General features: G+C 48.4%; 14 protein-coding genes. 3 read left to right on the top strand and 11 right to left on the bottom strand.

Features of this window, described 5'->3' with window-relative positions:
- Window positions 1-7: 7 nt before the first annotated feature.
- The 8 genes from CRG97_RS12800 to pdhA all read right to left on the bottom strand — a co-directional run bounded on the left by CRG97_RS12800 (window position 8) and on the right by pdhA (window position 10,704).
- Window positions 8-2,299 (bottom strand): type IA DNA topoisomerase, encoded by a 2,292-nt coding sequence (locus CRG97_RS12800; protein WP_098743299.1) that lies wholly within the window; start codon window positions 2,297-2,299, stop codon window positions 8-10.
- Between the two features lie 115 nt (window positions 2,300-2,414).
- Window positions 2,415-3,902 (bottom strand): glutamate synthase subunit beta, encoded by a 1,488-nt coding sequence (locus CRG97_RS12795; protein ID WP_098743298.1) that lies wholly within the window; start codon window positions 3,900-3,902, stop codon window positions 2,415-2,417.
- A 341-nt stretch (window positions 3,903-4,243) separates the two neighbouring features.
- Window positions 4,244-4,732: a dihydrofolate reductase gene (locus tag CRG97_RS12790; RefSeq protein ID WP_098743297.1), complete on the bottom strand. Its 489-nt coding sequence runs from the start codon at window positions 4,730-4,732 to the stop codon at window positions 4,244-4,246.
- Window positions 4,733-4,790: 58 nt separating this feature from the next.
- Window positions 4,791-5,585, bottom strand: coding sequence for a thymidylate synthase (gene thyA, locus CRG97_RS12785; RefSeq protein WP_098743296.1), 795 nt, complete (start codon window positions 5,583-5,585; stop codon window positions 4,791-4,793).
- Between the two features lie 138 nt (window positions 5,586-5,723).
- Window positions 5,724-7,139 (bottom strand): dihydrolipoyl dehydrogenase, encoded by a 1,416-nt coding sequence (gene lpdA / locus CRG97_RS12780; protein ID WP_009589200.1) that lies wholly within the window; start codon window positions 7,137-7,139, stop codon window positions 5,724-5,726.
- A gap of 3 nt (window positions 7,140-7,142) precedes the next feature.
- Window positions 7,143-8,462 carry a dihydrolipoamide acetyltransferase family protein gene (locus CRG97_RS12775; protein WP_098743295.1) on the bottom strand — a complete coding sequence of 440 codons (1,320 nt, stop codon included), beginning with the start codon at window positions 8,460-8,462 and terminating at the stop codon, window positions 7,143-7,145.
- A gap of 29 nt (window positions 8,463-8,491) precedes the next feature.
- Window positions 8,492-9,469, bottom strand: a complete 978-nt coding sequence (locus CRG97_RS12770) for an alpha-ketoacid dehydrogenase subunit beta (RefSeq protein ID WP_098743294.1) — start codon at window positions 9,467-9,469, stop codon at window positions 8,492-8,494.
- Window positions 9,470-9,636: 167 nt separating this feature from the next.
- Window positions 9,637-10,704 (bottom strand): pyruvate dehydrogenase (acetyl-transferring) E1 component subunit alpha, encoded by a 1,068-nt coding sequence (gene pdhA, locus CRG97_RS12765; protein WP_076321344.1) that lies wholly within the window; start codon window positions 10,702-10,704, stop codon window positions 9,637-9,639.
- A gap of 256 nt (window positions 10,705-10,960) precedes the next feature.
- Here pdhA and CRG97_RS12760 point away from each other — a divergent pair, with 256 nt between their 5' ends.
- Complete coding sequence (locus CRG97_RS12760; protein ID WP_098743293.1) at window positions 10,961-11,689, top strand: alpha/beta hydrolase; 729 nt, start codon at window positions 10,961-10,963, stop codon at window positions 11,687-11,689.
- Between the two features lie 304 nt (window positions 11,690-11,993).
- Here CRG97_RS12760 and CRG97_RS12755 read toward each other — a convergent pair whose 3' ends face one another.
- A complete protein-coding gene (locus tag CRG97_RS12755; protein WP_098743292.1) occupies window positions 11,994-12,458 on the bottom strand; it encodes a low molecular weight protein-tyrosine-phosphatase in 465 nt (154 codons plus the stop codon).
- A gap of 79 nt (window positions 12,459-12,537) precedes the next feature.
- Window positions 12,538-13,185, bottom strand: coding sequence for a trimeric intracellular cation channel family protein (locus CRG97_RS12750; protein ID WP_098745046.1), 648 nt, complete (start codon window positions 13,183-13,185; stop codon window positions 12,538-12,540).
- 139 nt (window positions 13,186-13,324) lie between these two features.
- Here CRG97_RS12750 and CRG97_RS12745 point away from each other — a divergent pair, with 139 nt between their 5' ends.
- On the top strand, window positions 13,325-13,969 hold the full coding sequence (locus tag CRG97_RS12745; protein ID WP_098743291.1) for a thiamine diphosphokinase: 645 nt from the start codon (window positions 13,325-13,327) through the stop codon (window positions 13,967-13,969).
- A 267-nt stretch (window positions 13,970-14,236) separates the two neighbouring features.
- Window positions 14,237-14,731 carry a C40 family peptidase gene (locus tag CRG97_RS12740; protein WP_098743290.1) on the top strand — a complete coding sequence of 165 codons (495 nt, stop codon included), beginning with the start codon at window positions 14,237-14,239 and terminating at the stop codon, window positions 14,729-14,731.
- Window positions 14,732-14,784: 53 nt separating this feature from the next.
- On the opposite strand, the gene CRG97_RS12735 is transcribed toward CRG97_RS12740, so the two are convergent.
- Window positions 14,785-15,507: a response regulator transcription factor gene (locus CRG97_RS12735; RefSeq protein ID WP_098743289.1), complete on the bottom strand. Its 723-nt coding sequence runs from the start codon at window positions 15,505-15,507 to the stop codon at window positions 14,785-14,787.
- Window positions 15,508-15,584: the final 77 nt, after the last annotated feature.

The following is a 15,584-nucleotide window of genomic DNA, read 5'->3' as shown; positions in this document are numbered from 1 at the left end:
TGTCGCCTCACGATTTCACGGCTTCATTCGAGTCCTCTGCCTGAACGGCAAGCTTTCCGTTCCCTTCAGCAGCTAGGACAATCCTGGCTTTATACGTGCTGCCGTCCTCGTTTTTAAAGGTTAACAGCTGGGTCTTGCCTTGAAGCAGCAAGGATTTCAGCATCGCATGCGAAACTTGTTTACCGGCAAATTCCTTCCAGATGACATAGCTGCAGCCGGTTTTGAAATTCGCGCAGCCATAGCCTTTGCGTCCTTCAATAATATGCCCTTCACATCCGGGTCTAGGGCATCGGCCTAATGAGGAGCGTACGGACGATGCTTCACTTGATGTGGAGGTATCCGCCTTCGGAGTCCGCTTAGCCGCACGTTCTTCCTTGTCACGTGGGGCCGCGGCAACTTTTCCCGTGCTTCGGTTCCCTCTGCCTTTGGACTTGTCCTCATCCCCGCCGAATAATGACGACGGCGCCTGACGCTGCGAGGATACCTTATTGATGATCGAAATGGTAAACTTCTGCACGTTTTGCATAAACACGTCAGCGGAAGCCTCGCCCTTGGATATTTGGTGAAGACGCCGTTCCCATTGACCTGTCATCTCAGGCGAAGCGAGTAATTCTACGCCTGCATGGCGGATCAACTCCACCGCCGTCCTTCCCTTTTGGGTAACCGTGATTCTTTTGCCCTGCATCGTAATATATCCGACCTTCTTCAAGCGTTCAATGGTCGCTGCACGGGTTGCCGGCGTTCCCAGACCGCTGTCTTTCATCGCATCCCGAAGCGCTTCATCCTCAATGGATTTTCCGGCACTCTCCATCGCCTTCAGCAAGGTACCTTCCGTATAACTCTTTGGCGGCTGGGTTGCCTTTTCTTTCACTTCGGATTTTTTGCAGTGTACCGGCTCATCGGGAGATAGATCAAAGGAACGGTCGTTCCATTCCTGAGTTTCTTCTTCCTCGTCCTCTTTCCCCTTCTTGGAAGACTTGGCTTTCTTCTGCTCTTTATCCTGGGAAATCAGCACCTTCCAGCCAAGCGACAGCAGTTCCTTGATGCCTGTTTTAAACGTTTCACCCTCTACCTCAGTGAGCACCGTATGCTGCTTATACATCGCCGGCGGGTAGAAATGCGACAGAAACCGGAGGATGACCAGATCATAAATATGCTGCTCTTCCTTGCTGAGTGTGCCCGGACGCTTTAATGTCGGCAAGATGGCATGGTGATCCTCAACCCGCTGCGGATTACAAACCGCTTTATTGTTTATATGCACCCGGTTAGGATCCGCTCCTTCAGCCATCGATGCATAGGAGGTCGATTTCAACATATGGAGCGCCTTGTGCATGCCTTCGATGTTCTGTTCATTCACATAATTGGAGTTGGTACGCGGGTATGAAATCACCTTGTGACGCTCATACAACGCTTGCGCAAGATCCAGCGTTTTTTTTGCGGAATATCCGTATTTGGCATTGGCCTCACGCTGAAGCAGGGTCAAATCATACAATTTAAACGGATATTCTTTCGTTTCTTTGACTTCATATTTAGTGATGACCCCATTCTTTCCATTGACCTTCGATGCGATCGTCTCCGCTTTCTCTTGCGAGGTCAGCCGTTCTCCCTGCCATGTTCCGGTATACTCCAACTGCTCTTGTTTGAACACGGCCTTCACGTCGTAAAACGTTTGCGATTCGAAGGCTTCGATTTCCTTCTGCCGGTCATAGATCAGAGCCAGAACCGGCGTCTGGACCCGCCCAACCGACAGTAATGTCTGATGACGGGTCGTAAAGGCACGCGATGCATTCATGCCGATCAACCAATCAGCTTCACTGCGTGCGCGCGCAGCTTGCGTTAAATTCTCGAATTCAATCCCATCCTTCAGCTCCGCGAAGCCACGGGCAATGCTTTCCGCCGTTAAATCCGAAATCCATAGTCTTTTTACAGGCTGTTTCAATTTTAATTGCTGTTGGATAAGAGCGAAAATATATTGTCCTTCTCGTCCCGCATCACATGCATTTACGATATGGCTGCAGCGCTTGGCGACCTCTCCAATGACCTTCAGTTGATCCTTGGTTTTCGGATTCGGGATGATTTTGAATTGCTCCGGAATGATAGGCAGGTCCCGTAAATTCCAGCGTTTGTATTTCGGATCATATGCATCCGGCTCCGCTAGCCCAACCAGATGTCCGATAGCCCAAGTTATGATATATCGCTCACCTTCAAGATATGTACGGTTATTCTTGGCCCTCGGCTCGATGACCGCAGCGATGTTCCGTCCCATATCCGGCTTTTCGGCAATGACCAACGTTTTCAAATGACATTCTCCTCCCCGATGAGTCACCATGGCGCGGTGGCTAACTCCAAAAAGGACTTCGCGAGAGCGAAGTCCTTTTACTACTATTAGTATGATAGCATATTTAGGAGAAGGATTAAACCAGTACGGTCGCACCCATCAAATATTTGTCTACTTCGCGTGCCACCTCGCGACCTTCGTTGATGGCCCATACCACGAGGCTTTGACCGCGACGCATATCTCCGGCGGCAAATACTTTATCCACATTGGTCGTATATTTGCCATACGGTGCTTTCACATTGGAACGGCGATCCGTTTCAAGCCCCAGCTGCTCGACCAGCGTATGCTCCGGTCCGTCAAAACCGATGGCGATGAACGCCATTTGAGCAGGAAATGCCTTTTCCGTGCCCGGAATCGGTTGATACACTTTACGACCGGTTTCATCTACAATACGCTCGATTTGAACGGTATGAAGCTCTTTCAGATTGCCCTCTTCATCTCCGACAAATTTCGTAGTCATAATGGAGAATTCGCGTGGATCGTTGCCAAACAGCGCTTTGGCTTCCTCGTGTGCGTAATCAAGCGTGTACACATTCGGAAACTGCGGCCAAGGGTTCGCAAACGGATCACGCTGCAGCGGAGCCTGCTTATGCGTACCGAACTGAGTGACACTGCTGCAGCCGTGACGAAGCGCTGTCGCGACGCAGTCGGAGCCGGTGTCGCCGCCGCCGATGACAATCACGTCCTTGTCTTTTGCCGACAAGTAGTTGCCGTCCTCAAGACCCGAATCCAGCAGGCTCTTGATGGTTCCGTTCAGATAGTCCATCGCGTAATGAATGCCCTTGAGGTCACTGCCCTCAATATTGAATTCACGCGGCTTTGTTGCACCGCCGCACAGTACGACAGCATCGTATTCTTCCATCAGCTGCTTGGCGGGAATGTCCTTGCCGATCTCGGTGTTGACAACGAAGTCGACCCCTTCAGCCGCGAGCAGATCTACACGGCGCTGAACAATGCCCTTGTCCAGCTTCATGGATGGGATCCCGTAAGTCAACAGGCCGCCGATGCGGTCGGCACGTTCATAAACAGTTACGGAATGGCCTGCTTTGTTCAGTTGAGCAGCAGCAGCCAGCCCTGCCGGACCAGAACCGACAACGGCTACGCGACGCCCCGTGCGCTTTGTCGGCGGCTCGGGAATAACCCACCCTTCCTCAAAGCCCTTATCGATGATCGCTTGCTCGATGGATTTAATCGTGACCGGCTCCCCAATCAAACCGACGGTGCAGGAACCCTCACAAGGGGCAGGACATACGCGTCCGGTAAACTCAGGGAAATTGTTTGTTTTATGGAGACGCTCCAAAGCTTCTCTCCACAAGCCCCGATAAACAAGATTGTTCCATTCCGGAATCAGATTGTGAATCGGGCAGCCCGAAGTGCCGCCGAGCATATCGATCCCTGTATGGCAGTATGGCGTACCGCAGTCCATGCAGCGTGCTCCCTGGGTCTGGAGCTCTTCTTCTTCTAAATGTTTATGAAACTCTTCCCAGTCTTTAACTCGTTCTGCCGGGCTCCGATCTGCCGGAAGCTGGCGCTGATATTCCATAAATCCTGTTGGTGTAGACATACTGCTTTACCCCCATCCGTTCTATCCATGCTGGTTACCATGTACAATTTATCATATCATAAATCATCCGATATCGATCTTCAGACGACCCAAGAAACAGGTTTCAGCCTGATTTATTTTTTCTATTTATGCTAAAAAAAATTTTATCAGAGCATGAATCCCCACGATTAGCGGCTATTTAAGCTGCGATTTGAATAAACATTAAAAATATAGTAGCATTTCGCTTTTCTCCTGTTAAATGGACTATATGCATGATCATTTGTACTATCCTACTATCAAAGTATTGTCAACATGAATGGATTGGAGGATGTCTATCCCTTTTAAGCTCACCAACAAGCTCTTTATTTTCGTTCGAATGTAACAAACCGGTAGGCATACGGATTTTTCTCATCCGTTATGCCGGGAACCTCTTCAATCATCTTCCACTCATCCCAGTTCACTTCAGGGAAGAATGTATCCCCTTCAAAAGTCTCATCAATAAATGTGCAGTACAGACGATCCGCTTTCGGCAGCATCAATTCATAGATCTGCGATCCGCCGATCACCATCAGTTCTCCGTTCTCCGCGTAGGGAAGGGCTTCATCGATATCATGGATCACGATGCCTTGATCCTCTGTCAGCGTGAAGTTTTGGTCTCTCGTAAGAACGATGTTCTTCCGATGAGGCAGTGGTTTACTGCCAAAGGACTCCCACGTCTTGCGCCCCATGAGAATCGTCTTGTGCAGGGTCGTCTCCCTAAAAAAAGCCATATCCCGCGGCAGTCGCCATGGCATCGTACCGTTCAGTCCGATCACTTGATCCTTGCCCATTGCCCATATCATGGATATCATGACTCCAGTCTCTCCTTCCTATATATGTGATGTCACTGCAAATCCGCTTGAACTCTTTTTATACAGCTACGGTCGCTTTAATGGTTGGATGATACTGGTAACCCTCAAATTCAAAGTCTTCGAATGTATAATCAAAGATGCTCTCCGGCTTGCGCTTGATAACCAGCTTCGGCAGCTCATAAGGCTCACGTTCAAGCTGCGTTCTGACCTGTTCCATATGATTGGAGTAGATATGGACATCGCCTCCGGACCAGATGAATTCACCCGGCTCCAGGCCGCACTGCTGGGCAACCATATGGGTGAGCAGCGCATAACTCGCAATGTTGAACGGCAGCCCAAGGAAGCTGTCCACAGAACGCATGGTAAGCATACAGGAGAGTTTCCCGCCCGCCACGTAGAATTGGAATACAAAATGGCATGGAGGCAGCTTCATGTTATCGATCTCTGCCACGTTCCAGGCACTGACGATATGCCGCCGGGAGTCGGGATTGTTTTTAATCGAATCGATGACATTGGCAATCTGGTCGATATGGCGTCCATCCGGCGTTTCCCATGCTCGCCACTGCGAGCCATAAACCGGTCCCAAATTGCCGTCCTCATCCGCCCACTCGTCCCATATCCGCACGCCGTTTTCTTTCAGATACCTGATGTTCGTTTCTCCGCTTAAGAACCACAGAAGCTCATGGATCACCGATTTCAGGTGAATCCGCTTGGTTGTCATCAGAGGGAAGCCTTTGGAAAGGTCAAAACGCAGCTGTCTTCCAAATACGGATAACGTTCCCGTCCCCGTACGGTCCCCTTTCTCTACTCCATGATCAAGAATGTCTTGCAGCAGCTCCAAGTATTGTTTCATGTATAGTCACCTCACTAGAATCTCATATCAACAGTCTACCATGTTCGATATCCACACACAAAAACAGGAGGCAGAAACCGCCTGCGCGTTCTCTGCCTCCTGGCCGAATATATAATGACTCGAAAAACGTCGTTTGGATTAACGGGCAATGATGTGGATCGGATGACCCATAACCAATTCCGCAGCTTCCATTACGATTTCGCCAAGCGTCGGATGCGCATGGATCGTCAAGGCTACATCTTCAAGCGTAGCACCCATTTCAATCGCAAGACCGAGCTCTGCAATCAGGTTGGAAGCTTCCAGACCTACGATTTGCGCTCCAAGAATAAGTCCTGTTCCTTCTTCAGCCACGATTTTCACGAAGCCTTCAGGATGGTTCAAGGATACGGAACGTCCGTTACCAGCGTAAGGGAATTTGCCAGCTTTCACTTTATGGCCTTTTTCCTTCGCTTGAGCTTCGGTGTAACCTACGCTGGAGCATTCTGGATCTGTAAACACAACCGCTGGAATACATTTGTAATCCACGACGGAAGGCATTCCGGAAATGGCCTCAGCAGCCACTTTACCTTCATAGGAAGCTTTGTGTGCAAGCGCCAGACCGGACACGATATCCCCGATTGCGAAGATATGAGGAATGCTTGTGCGTCCTTGATGGTCAACTTTCACGAATCCGCGCTCATCCATATCGAGGCCGATCAGGTCCAGACCGAGCTCTCCGTCCGTGTTCGGACGACGGCCAACCGTAACCAGCAGGTAATCTGCTGTTACTTCTTTGGTTTCGCCATTCACGGAGTATTTCACGGTAACTTCTTTATCGTTTTGCTCAGCACTTTCAGCTTTAGCACCTGTGATAATTTCGATGCCGGTTTTCTTCATGTTTTTCGTAACGAGGCTTGTCATGTCTTTGTCAAAGCCAGCCAGAACGCTGTCCAGACCTTCGATGATCGTTACTTTCGAACCGAATTTGGAGTACATTTGACCAAGCTCGGCACCGATGTAGCCGCCACCGATTACGATCATGCTCTTCGGTACTTCAGGCAGGTTCAATGCTTCGGTAGAAGACAAGATGCGTCCGCCAAACGGGAATGGCTTCAGTTCGATTGGACGGGAACCTGTAGCAATGATGCAGTTCTTGAAGCGGTAACGCGGAGATTCATGATCATTGAATACACGCGCTTCGTTTTCGTTGATGAACATGCACTCGCCGTTGAAAACTTCCACTTTGTTGCCTTTCAGCAAACCGGCTACGCCGCCAGTCATTTTTTTGACAACGCCGTTTTTGAATTCCTGTGTTTTCGCGAAATCAACCGTTACGTTCTCCACGGAAATACCGAATGCATCGGCATGCTTAGCGGATTCGAACTGATGAGCTGCAGCGATCAAAGCCTTGGAAGGAATACAACCACGGTTCAAGCAAACACCGCCGAGTTCCGATTTATCAACGATCAGAACCTTTTGACCCAGTTGGGCGGCACGAATCGCCGCCACATAACCACCAGGACCAGCACCAATGACTAGAGTATCAATATCTAAAGAAGCATCTCCAACTACCATTAGTTACACCTCCATAACAAGCAGCTCAGGGTTAGCGAGCAGTTGTTTAATATAGTTCATAAAGTTTTGAGCCGTTGCGCCGTCAATGATACGGTGGTCAAAGCTCAAGGACAATGCCATAACAGGTGCTGCTACAATCTCGCCGTTCTTCACAACCGCTTTTTCGCTGATGCGGCCAGTACCGAGAATAGCAACCTCTGGGAAGTTAATGATTGGTGTAAAGAACATACCGCCTGCGGATCCGATGTTCGTGATGGAAATCGTGCTGCCCTTCATTTCGTTAGGAGACAGTTTACCTTCACGGCCGCGAGCAGCCAGGTCACGGATGCTGTCAGCGATCATCCAGATGCTCTTACGATCCGCATCTTTGATAACCGGTACGATCAGACCGTTGTCTGTATCTGTAGCGATACCGATGTTGTAGTATTTTTTGTACACGATTTCGTTCGCTTCTTCGTCGATCATCGCATTCAAAGCAGGGAATTGACGGCTAGCCGCAACGAGTGCTTTAACGATGAATGGCAGATACGTAACTTTCGTGCCTTTCTTCTCCGCGATCGGTTTCATGCGGGTACGGAACGCTACCAGCTCGGTTACGTCAACTTCGTCCATGATCGTAACGTGAGGAGCTGTGTAAGCCGATTTAACCATGGCGTTCGAGATCGCTTTACGGATACCTTTGAATGGTACGCGCTCTTCTTCTGCACGAGTATCCACCGCTGCGGATGCTGCTGCAGGAGCTGCTTTCGTTTCGGAAGCCGCTTCTTGCGCTGGAGCTGTTGCTTGGCCTCCACCGTTTTTGAAGGCTTCAACATCTTCGCGAGTCACTTTACCGTTGTTGCCGGAGCCTTGCACTTGTGCAATGTCTACGCCTTGCTCACGAGCGAATTTACGCACGCTAGGTGTAGCCAGAACTTCACGGTTAGGTGCTGCTGGTGCTGCTGCTTCACCGTTTCCGCCTTGTTTAGCGTCAGCCGGAGCATTTTGAGCCGGTGAAGAAGTTGTATCTGCACTGCCTTTCGCTGCGTCAGCTTCTTGCGCCGACTGCTCTTCAGCAGGAGCTTCTTGCTCAGGAATGTCGCCTTCAGCATCGATGATAGCTACCACTTCACCGACACGGCACACTTGACCATCCTTGGCAAACACTTCTTGAACCGTACCGTTCACGGGACAAGGAACTTCTACGACCGCCTTGTCGTTCTGTACTTCCATGATGATGTCGTCGTCTGTTACTTTGTCGCCTGGCTTGATATGCATTTTGATGATTTCACCTTCATGCAGACCTTCACCCAGCTCTGGAAAACGATATTCAAATTTTGCCAACTGAAAAACCTCCCTAGATATTGCTGCTATTAGAAATTCAATACTTTATTGACGGCATCCACGATACGTGCTGGAGTAGGCAACCAAGTGTCCTCGATTTGCGCGAATGGATACACCGTGTCCGGCGGAGTCACGCGAAGCACTGGAGCTTCCAAGTGCAGAATCGCTTTCTCGTTGATTTGAGCGATAACTTCTGCAGCTACACCTGCCGATTTTTGTGCTTCTTGAACCACGATGGCACGGTTGGTTTTCTTAACCGAAGCAAGCACAGTATCGATGTCGATTGGAGAAATGGTGCGCAAGTCGATGATTTCAGCTTTGATTCCGTTCTTCTCAAGTTCGTCCGCCGCTTTCGTTGCGGTATGAACCATCAGGCCGTAAGCGATAATCGTAACGTCGGTTCCTTCGCGAACCACGTTAGCTTTACCAAGCTCAATGGTGTATTCACCTTCAGGAACTTCAGCGCGGAACGCATGATACAGGTTCAAGTGCTCCATGAAGAACACAGGGTCATTATCGCGAATCGCTGCGATCATGAGCCCTTTTGCATCATAAGGATTGGAAGGTACTACAACTTTAATACCCGGGGTTTGTGTAATCAAACCTTCGAGTGCATCCGTATGCAGCTCAGCTGCTTTAACCCCGCCGCCGAATGGCGTACGGAATACGATTGGGGAGTTGTAACGTCCACCGGAACGGTAACGCATACGCGCTGCTTGAACGACGATTTGATCAAGCGCCTCAAAGATAAATCCAACGAATTGAATTTCAGCGATCGGACGGAAGCCTTGAATACCGAGACCTACTGCCAAACCGCCGATAGCGGACTCAGCCAGCGGCGTATCGAATACGCGCTCTTCCCCGAATTCTTTTTGAAGGCCTTCCGTTACCCGGAAAACACCGCCGACATTACCCACGTCTTCACCGAAGATGACAACGTTAGGGTCACGGCTCAATTCAACGCGCATGGCGTCGCGAATCGCTTCTTTCATGTTCATTTGTGCCATTGCTTCATTTCCTCCTTAAGAAATACAGTTCACTAAAATTCCAGTGTTATGCCTTGCGGCTATATATCGATGTCAAAACGTAATTTAAAACAGACCTGATGCATGCAGCCATGACAAACCGGATGATTATCCAGGATCAACCTTCGACAATCATCGGCCCGTCATTTTTATTGAAAATCGGCTTTCTGCTCTTCCAGATGCTTCGGTGTTTGTTCGAACATGCTGTCGATCAAACCAGGTACCGTCATTTTTTCCGTTTGTTCTGCTTTTTTAATTTGCTCGTTGACTTTCGCTTTCGCTTCTTCTCTCACGCGAGCTGTATCTTCCTCTGTCCAGAGGCCTTTTGCTTCCAGGTACTTCGCAAGACGTGCGATCGGATCCTTCTCGTTCCACTCGCCCTCTTCTTCCTTCGTACGATATTTCGTAGCGTCGTCAGACAGGGAATGCGGACGGAAACGGTATGTCACAGCTTCGATAAGCGTTGCGCCTTCGCCATTGCGGCCGCGTTCTGCAGCATCACGAACGGCCTTGATCACAGCGAGAACGTCCATGCCGTCAACTTTAACACCCTTGATACCAGCTGCTACAGCTTTATGTGCGATAGACAATGCTGCAGTCTGCTTGGAGAATGGAGTTGTGATCGCATAGCCGTTGTTTTGCACGAAGAAGATAACAGGCAGTTTGTACACGCCTGCATAGTTCAAACCTTCGTAGAAGTCGCCTTCGGAAGAACCACCGTCACCGGTATACGTAATAGCAACTTGTTTTTGCTTCTTCAATTTGTAACCCATAGCGATACCCATAGCATGCAAGATTTGCGCGCCAATGATGATCTGAGGCATCAATACGTTAACACCCTCTGGAATTTGTCCGCCATGCTGATGTCCGCGGGAGTAGAGGAACGCTTGATAAAGTGGAAGTCCATGCCATACGATTTGCGGCATATCACGGTAGCCTGGGCAGACAAAGTCGTCTTTCTCAAGAGCGAATTCGCTACCTACCATTGTTGCTTCTTGACCGGATACAGGAGCATAGAAACCGAGACGTCCTTGACGGCCGAGATTTACAGCGCGGTCGTCCCAAGTACGGGTAAATACCATACGGTACATAATTTCTTTCAGTTGATCGTCTGACAATTCAGGCAAAAGATCTTTGTTTACGATTTTGCCATCCGGGGAAAGTACAGATAGAGTATCGACTTCCTCGGTATATACTTCATAAGGAACCTTGGTCATTTTTTTCACCTCAATAAATATTTGAATATCAAGTTCCGCTGTTATAGAATTATTATACACCTGTTTCACTCCATTCGTCAAAGAAATACGAGATAAAATTTCATATTTCTTAACGTTTGTATGTATAACAGATAATAGATAATACTATAACAGTATGACAAACATCATAGAACAGCAGCCAACTTAGACATGTCAGGGTAATTTTAACTTATTGTTTACAGCATTTCAAAAACTAACCCGAAAAAGGTGACGAATGATGACGAATGAACGTTTATTGAAGCGAACCATTGTAAAAGAAGTGATTGAAAGCAAGTTTCTGCAGGAGAATCGAACGCTGCGCATTTACCTTCCTCCCGGATACAATGAAATTCTCAGCTATCCCGTCGTTTACTGTCAGGATGGAGAGGAATTTTTCAATTTTGGTCGCATCGCGACTTGGGCCAACCAGCTCATACTCGAAGAAGGCGTGGAGCCGTTCATCATTGTAGGCGTGGAAGTGAACACCAAAGTTCGCACCGAGGAGTATGCGCCATTCGGCAACCGTTTCGATGCTTACCTATCCTGCTTCGCCGAAGAGATTATTCCCTTCGTCGAACAAAAATATCCTGTGCGCAAAGAGCCTGCCGAAAGAGTACTCGCCGGCGACTCCCTTGGCGGAAGCGTCTCCGTGCATCTGGCCTTGCGTTACCCGCATCTATTTACCCGAATCATCAGCTTGTCCGGCGCCTTCTATGAGAAGTCCCAGAATATGATTAGGGAAGAACGGGATTTGTCCTGGCTCGACATCTATATGATTGTAGGCTTGCAAGAAGACAACTATGCAACCGATACAGGTGTCTATAACTTCGTTGAACTGAATCGTTCAACAAAGGCATTGCTGGAAGAACGGGGTGCCACCCTATCCTATCTTGAAAAAGACGGCCGTCACCTTTGGGGATTCTGGCAAAAAGAGCTCCCTGCTGCTCTTATGTACTTCCTTGATTAATCGATAGATTGGCAAAATCCATTGGCTATATAAATGACCTGTTACAGCAAATTCATTGCCTGTCCCACCCGGGACTTCACGCGTTACGCTTTAAAGCCGTTGGCAAAAAAAGAATACCTTTGAAGCAATAGTTAGCACAAGTTATGCCACTCCTGTTGCTTCACTTCAAAAAAAGATGAACAACCGCGCATTTTTTATGGAATGTGCATTGTTCATCTTTTATGTTCGGCAGCCCGTTCTTCTTGGTATCGCTTTCAATGATTTTCGTCAAAAAAGCGGTGGACTCACCGCTTGTTCGAATCGATTATAGCTTTTCTTTCATGATTTTGTCCAGTAAGATGTCACACCCCGCATCAATTAGCCGGTACACCTCATCAAAATTTCCAGTGAAATACGGATCCGGCACCTCGCGCAGCTTTTCATCGGGCAGCAAATCCATAAACTTCAGAATCGCAGCCTGTTCGCCGCCCGCTAACTTGCGCATATTTGCCACATTCGAATCATCCATGCCGATGACGTAATCGAACTTGACGAGATCCTCGCTTACCACTTTGCGAGCAACCATTCCTTCGTAGCTGATTTGCCAGCTGTCCAGCAGCTTTCGGGTTCCTTCATGGGGAACGTTTCCGATATGCCAATCTCCTGTGCCGGCAGAATCCACGCTGATCTTTCCCTGCAGCCCACGCTGTACAATTTTATGTCGCAGCACCGCTTCCGCCATTGGCGAGCGGCAGATATTGCCCAAACATACAAACAAAACGGATACCATGGTCCTCTCTCCTTCACGCTATAATAAATCGTCATTTTACGAGAAATCTAACTTAATGAGTATTGTTGCCTACCTTCCATTAACCCGAACTGACTTTCTTTCCATTGGCTGCCACAGGATGCCCCTCGTGCAGCGACCTTCTGGGCAATCTCCATTTATAAAGCACGGACAGCATCCGGAATACGATCACCACAACAAACAAAGCCAGCAGTTCCCATGTCTTGGTGGCGACACCAAGGCCGATGGCGACTCCTGCTATCATGGCCCAGACCGCATAGATCTCATCACGCAGCACCAGCGGTTTCCGCCCTGCCAATAAATCGCGAACCATTCCCCCGCCGCTTCCGGTAAGCACAGCAGCCACAATCACCGCGCTCATGGGGTGATTCATTTGCGTAGCATATAAAGCCCCTTGAATCGCAAAGGCAGATAATCCGATCGCATCGAACAGTGCCTCCGTTTTCTTCCAGTGCTGAATCAAAGCGAGCGGCAGCACAAACGCTACAAATACCGAAATCATCGCGAGCATGATTAAATCCCCCTGGCTCCACAGGGTGGTAACCGGCACGCCGATCAATACGTTTCTTATAATACCCCCGCCGAAGGCTGTGACTAAACCCAGAACCACAACCCCCAGAATATCGTATTCCTCTTCCATAGCTACAAAAGCTCCGGACATGGCAAACGCAATGGTGCCAATGATACTGAATACGTCAAACAGATGCATGTCCAAAATTCAGTTCCCCCGCTCCCCCGTCAATTTACATACTACATTGTAGCCGTGCCTATTAAAATTGTGCAAGCATGAAAACTGCTCTATACTAGAATACAATGACAATTCTCTCGAAAAAGGAGGAATTTATATAATGAACTATACTCGAGTCCTGATCTTTACAGGTGGGGAGTTGTCACCACGTTTCCTGGATGAGGTTCAAAACGGGGACTTCATTATAGGGGCTGATCGCGGAGCCCTCTACCTGATTGAACATGGGATCAAGCCGGACCTGTCCGTTGGAGATTTTGACTCCATTCCGCCCGGCCAGATGGATCGAGTACGATCTATGAGCGGTAAGGTAATCGACTGTGATCCGATCGATAAAAATTTGACCGACACCGAGCTTGCCTTCGAAATGGCACTCGAGCATTCCCCCGAATCCATACTGATTCTGGGAGCTACGGGAACGCGCCTGGATCATACGCTGGCTAATATCCATATGCTGATTCGTGGACTCCAACATCATATTCCGTGTTCTATATTAGATGAGAACAATTTTATTACCCTGACGGGCTCCAGCTGCATAGTTGAGAACAAAGGGTTTACATATGTCTCCCTACTGCCGCTGACTACGGAAGTTACCGGGATCAATCTCGAAGGATTTGAGTACCCGCTTCACGATGCCACATTGCGATTGGGGCAGTCTCTCGGAGTTAGCAATAAGCTGGCCGAGGACAAAGGGACGGTCCGGATCGAAGGCGGTCTGCTCCTTATTATTCAGAGTAAAGACCACTAATCATTACTATTTTGTCATCTTTGATGCAGCAATGTTAACAATCGAAATTATTGTCAAAAACCCTTGTATATCAAGGGTTTTTTCTCGTTTTCAAGTCATCGTTTGCATCTAATTCTTAATATTTTGTAACTTTTAATGATATTTTAATAATTCGCTTTCATTTCATGTGGCCCAAGGGTTTGCGCCGATTATCCAAAATATAGTCCGTTTCAAATCTGATATACTCGGTTCATCGCTAAAACAAAACTGCTTGGAGGTAATCACAACATGAATCGACAACATTGGATTAAGAAGGCCGTAGTAATCAGCTTGAGCGCAACTTTGGGAGTAGGAGCAGTACTTACTGTTGCACCACCGACTCCTGTAGAAGCAGCATCTGTAAGCAAAGGATCTCAAGTCGTTAACTTTGGTAAACAATATATGGGAAGACCTTATAAATTCGGAGCATCCACGTCCACGACAAGAGTATTTGATTGCTCTTCCTTTATGAAGCATATCTTTAAAAAATACGGCGTAAATCTGCCACGCACATCCGCTGCCCAATCCAAAGTCGGTAAGGCTGTATCAAAATCGAACCTGAGAGCCGGCGATTTGATATTCTTCTCGAGCGGAAGCCGCGCAAATGGTAGAAACGTAACACACGTAGCCGTTTATATGGGCAACAACAAAATTCTGCACACTTACGGCAAGCCTGGCGTAACGATCTCCAGCCTGTCAGGCAACTGGAGTAAGACTTACCTGAAAGCCCGCCGCGTACTGTAGAGTTCATTACTCCACTTGTTACTATTGAAATGAAATCAAAGACCGTCTTCCACTTACGGAAGGCGGTCTTTTTTGCTTGCAGCATTGATTTCTTCCTGCGATACCAGTTTATATCCGGTTCCCCGAATCGTACGCAGCAGCTTTTGTTTGCGCCCTCTATCGATTTTCTCTCTTAGATGAAGAATATAGACATCCACCACGTTGGTACCCGTATGAAAATCGTAATCCCACACCTGTTTTAAAATATCCTCACGCGTGCATACTTGTCCCTGCCTTCTAGCCAAAAACAGCAGCAGATCATATTCGCGATGAGTCAACTCGATGGCTTCTTCATCCCGAGATACATTCCGGCTCAGAGGATCGATCACCAGATCTCCGATTTGGATGACTTCCTCCTGTTCCATGCGACCTGTCTGAAAAAGTTTCAGCAAATTGGCAATCCGCGCCAACAGCTCCCTTGTATCTCTGTCATCAGGGATATAGTCATGGGCACCTGCCTCCAATGCCTGAATGGCTTCATCAGAACCGTCATTTCCGATGACGATGATCGGGATCTGTTCCTTTTTGCCCGTCAGCCGTTCCACGAGATTAAAATGGTTCATACCCGGCAGTCTGCTGTCGATGAGCAGCAAGTCTGCGCCTGAGCGCTGTAAAATGGCGACCACTTCCGAATAACTCATGGCATGCATAACCTCATAGCCCGCTTGTTTTAAAATCTCCATAACGGTCTGGGCCCGATCTTGATTGTCTGCCGCGATCAGAATTACTTTCTCCACGGGTTCCCCCCCGCTTTCAACACTTAATAATGTAAGTATGGCTGATTCATCCTGCTTTCACTCCAAAAGATGCTGGG

The sequence above is a fragment of the Paenibacillus sp. EZ-K15 genome (genome assembly GCF_002573715.1).
In the GTDB taxonomy this organism is placed as follows: domain Bacteria; phylum Bacillota; class Bacilli; order Paenibacillales; family Paenibacillaceae; genus Paenibacillus_AQ.
This window is presented reverse-complemented; position numbering and strand designations above follow the sequence as displayed.

Coding starts and splice junctions, on each gene's coding strand:
- CRG97_RS12795 (WP_098743298.1), bottom strand. CDS start 3,902: ATGTCTACACCAACAGGATTTATGGAATATCAGCGCCAGCTTCCGGCA.
- CRG97_RS12790 (WP_098743297.1), bottom strand. CDS start 4,732: ATGATATCCATGATATGGGCAATGGGCAAGGATCAAGTGATCGGACTG.
- thyA (WP_098743296.1), bottom strand. CDS start 5,585: ATGAAACAATACTTGGAGCTGCTGCAAGACATTCTTGATCATGGAGTA.
- lpdA (WP_009589200.1), bottom strand. CDS start 7,139: ATGGTAGTTGGAGATGCTTCTTTAGATATTGATACTCTAGTCATTGGT.
- CRG97_RS12770 (WP_098743294.1), bottom strand. CDS start 9,469: ATGGCACAAATGAACATGAAAGAAGCGATTCGCGACGCCATGCGCGTT.
- pdhA (WP_076321344.1), bottom strand. CDS start 10,704: ATGACCAAGGTTCCTTATGAAGTATATACCGAGGAAGTCGATACTCTA.
- CRG97_RS12760 (WP_098743293.1), top strand. CDS start 10,961: ATGACGAATGAACGTTTATTGAAGCGAACCATTGTAAAAGAAGTGATT.
- CRG97_RS12755 (WP_098743292.1), bottom strand. CDS start 12,458: ATGGTATCCGTTTTGTTTGTATGTTTGGGCAATATCTGCCGCTCGCCA.
- CRG97_RS12750 (WP_098745046.1), bottom strand. CDS start 13,185: ATGCATCTGTTTGACGTATTCAGTATCATTGGCACCATTGCGTTTGCC.
- CRG97_RS12745 (WP_098743291.1), top strand. CDS start 13,325: ATGAACTATACTCGAGTCCTGATCTTTACAGGTGGGGAGTTGTCACCA.
- CRG97_RS12740 (WP_098743290.1), top strand. CDS start 14,237: ATGAATCGACAACATTGGATTAAGAAGGCCGTAGTAATCAGCTTGAGC.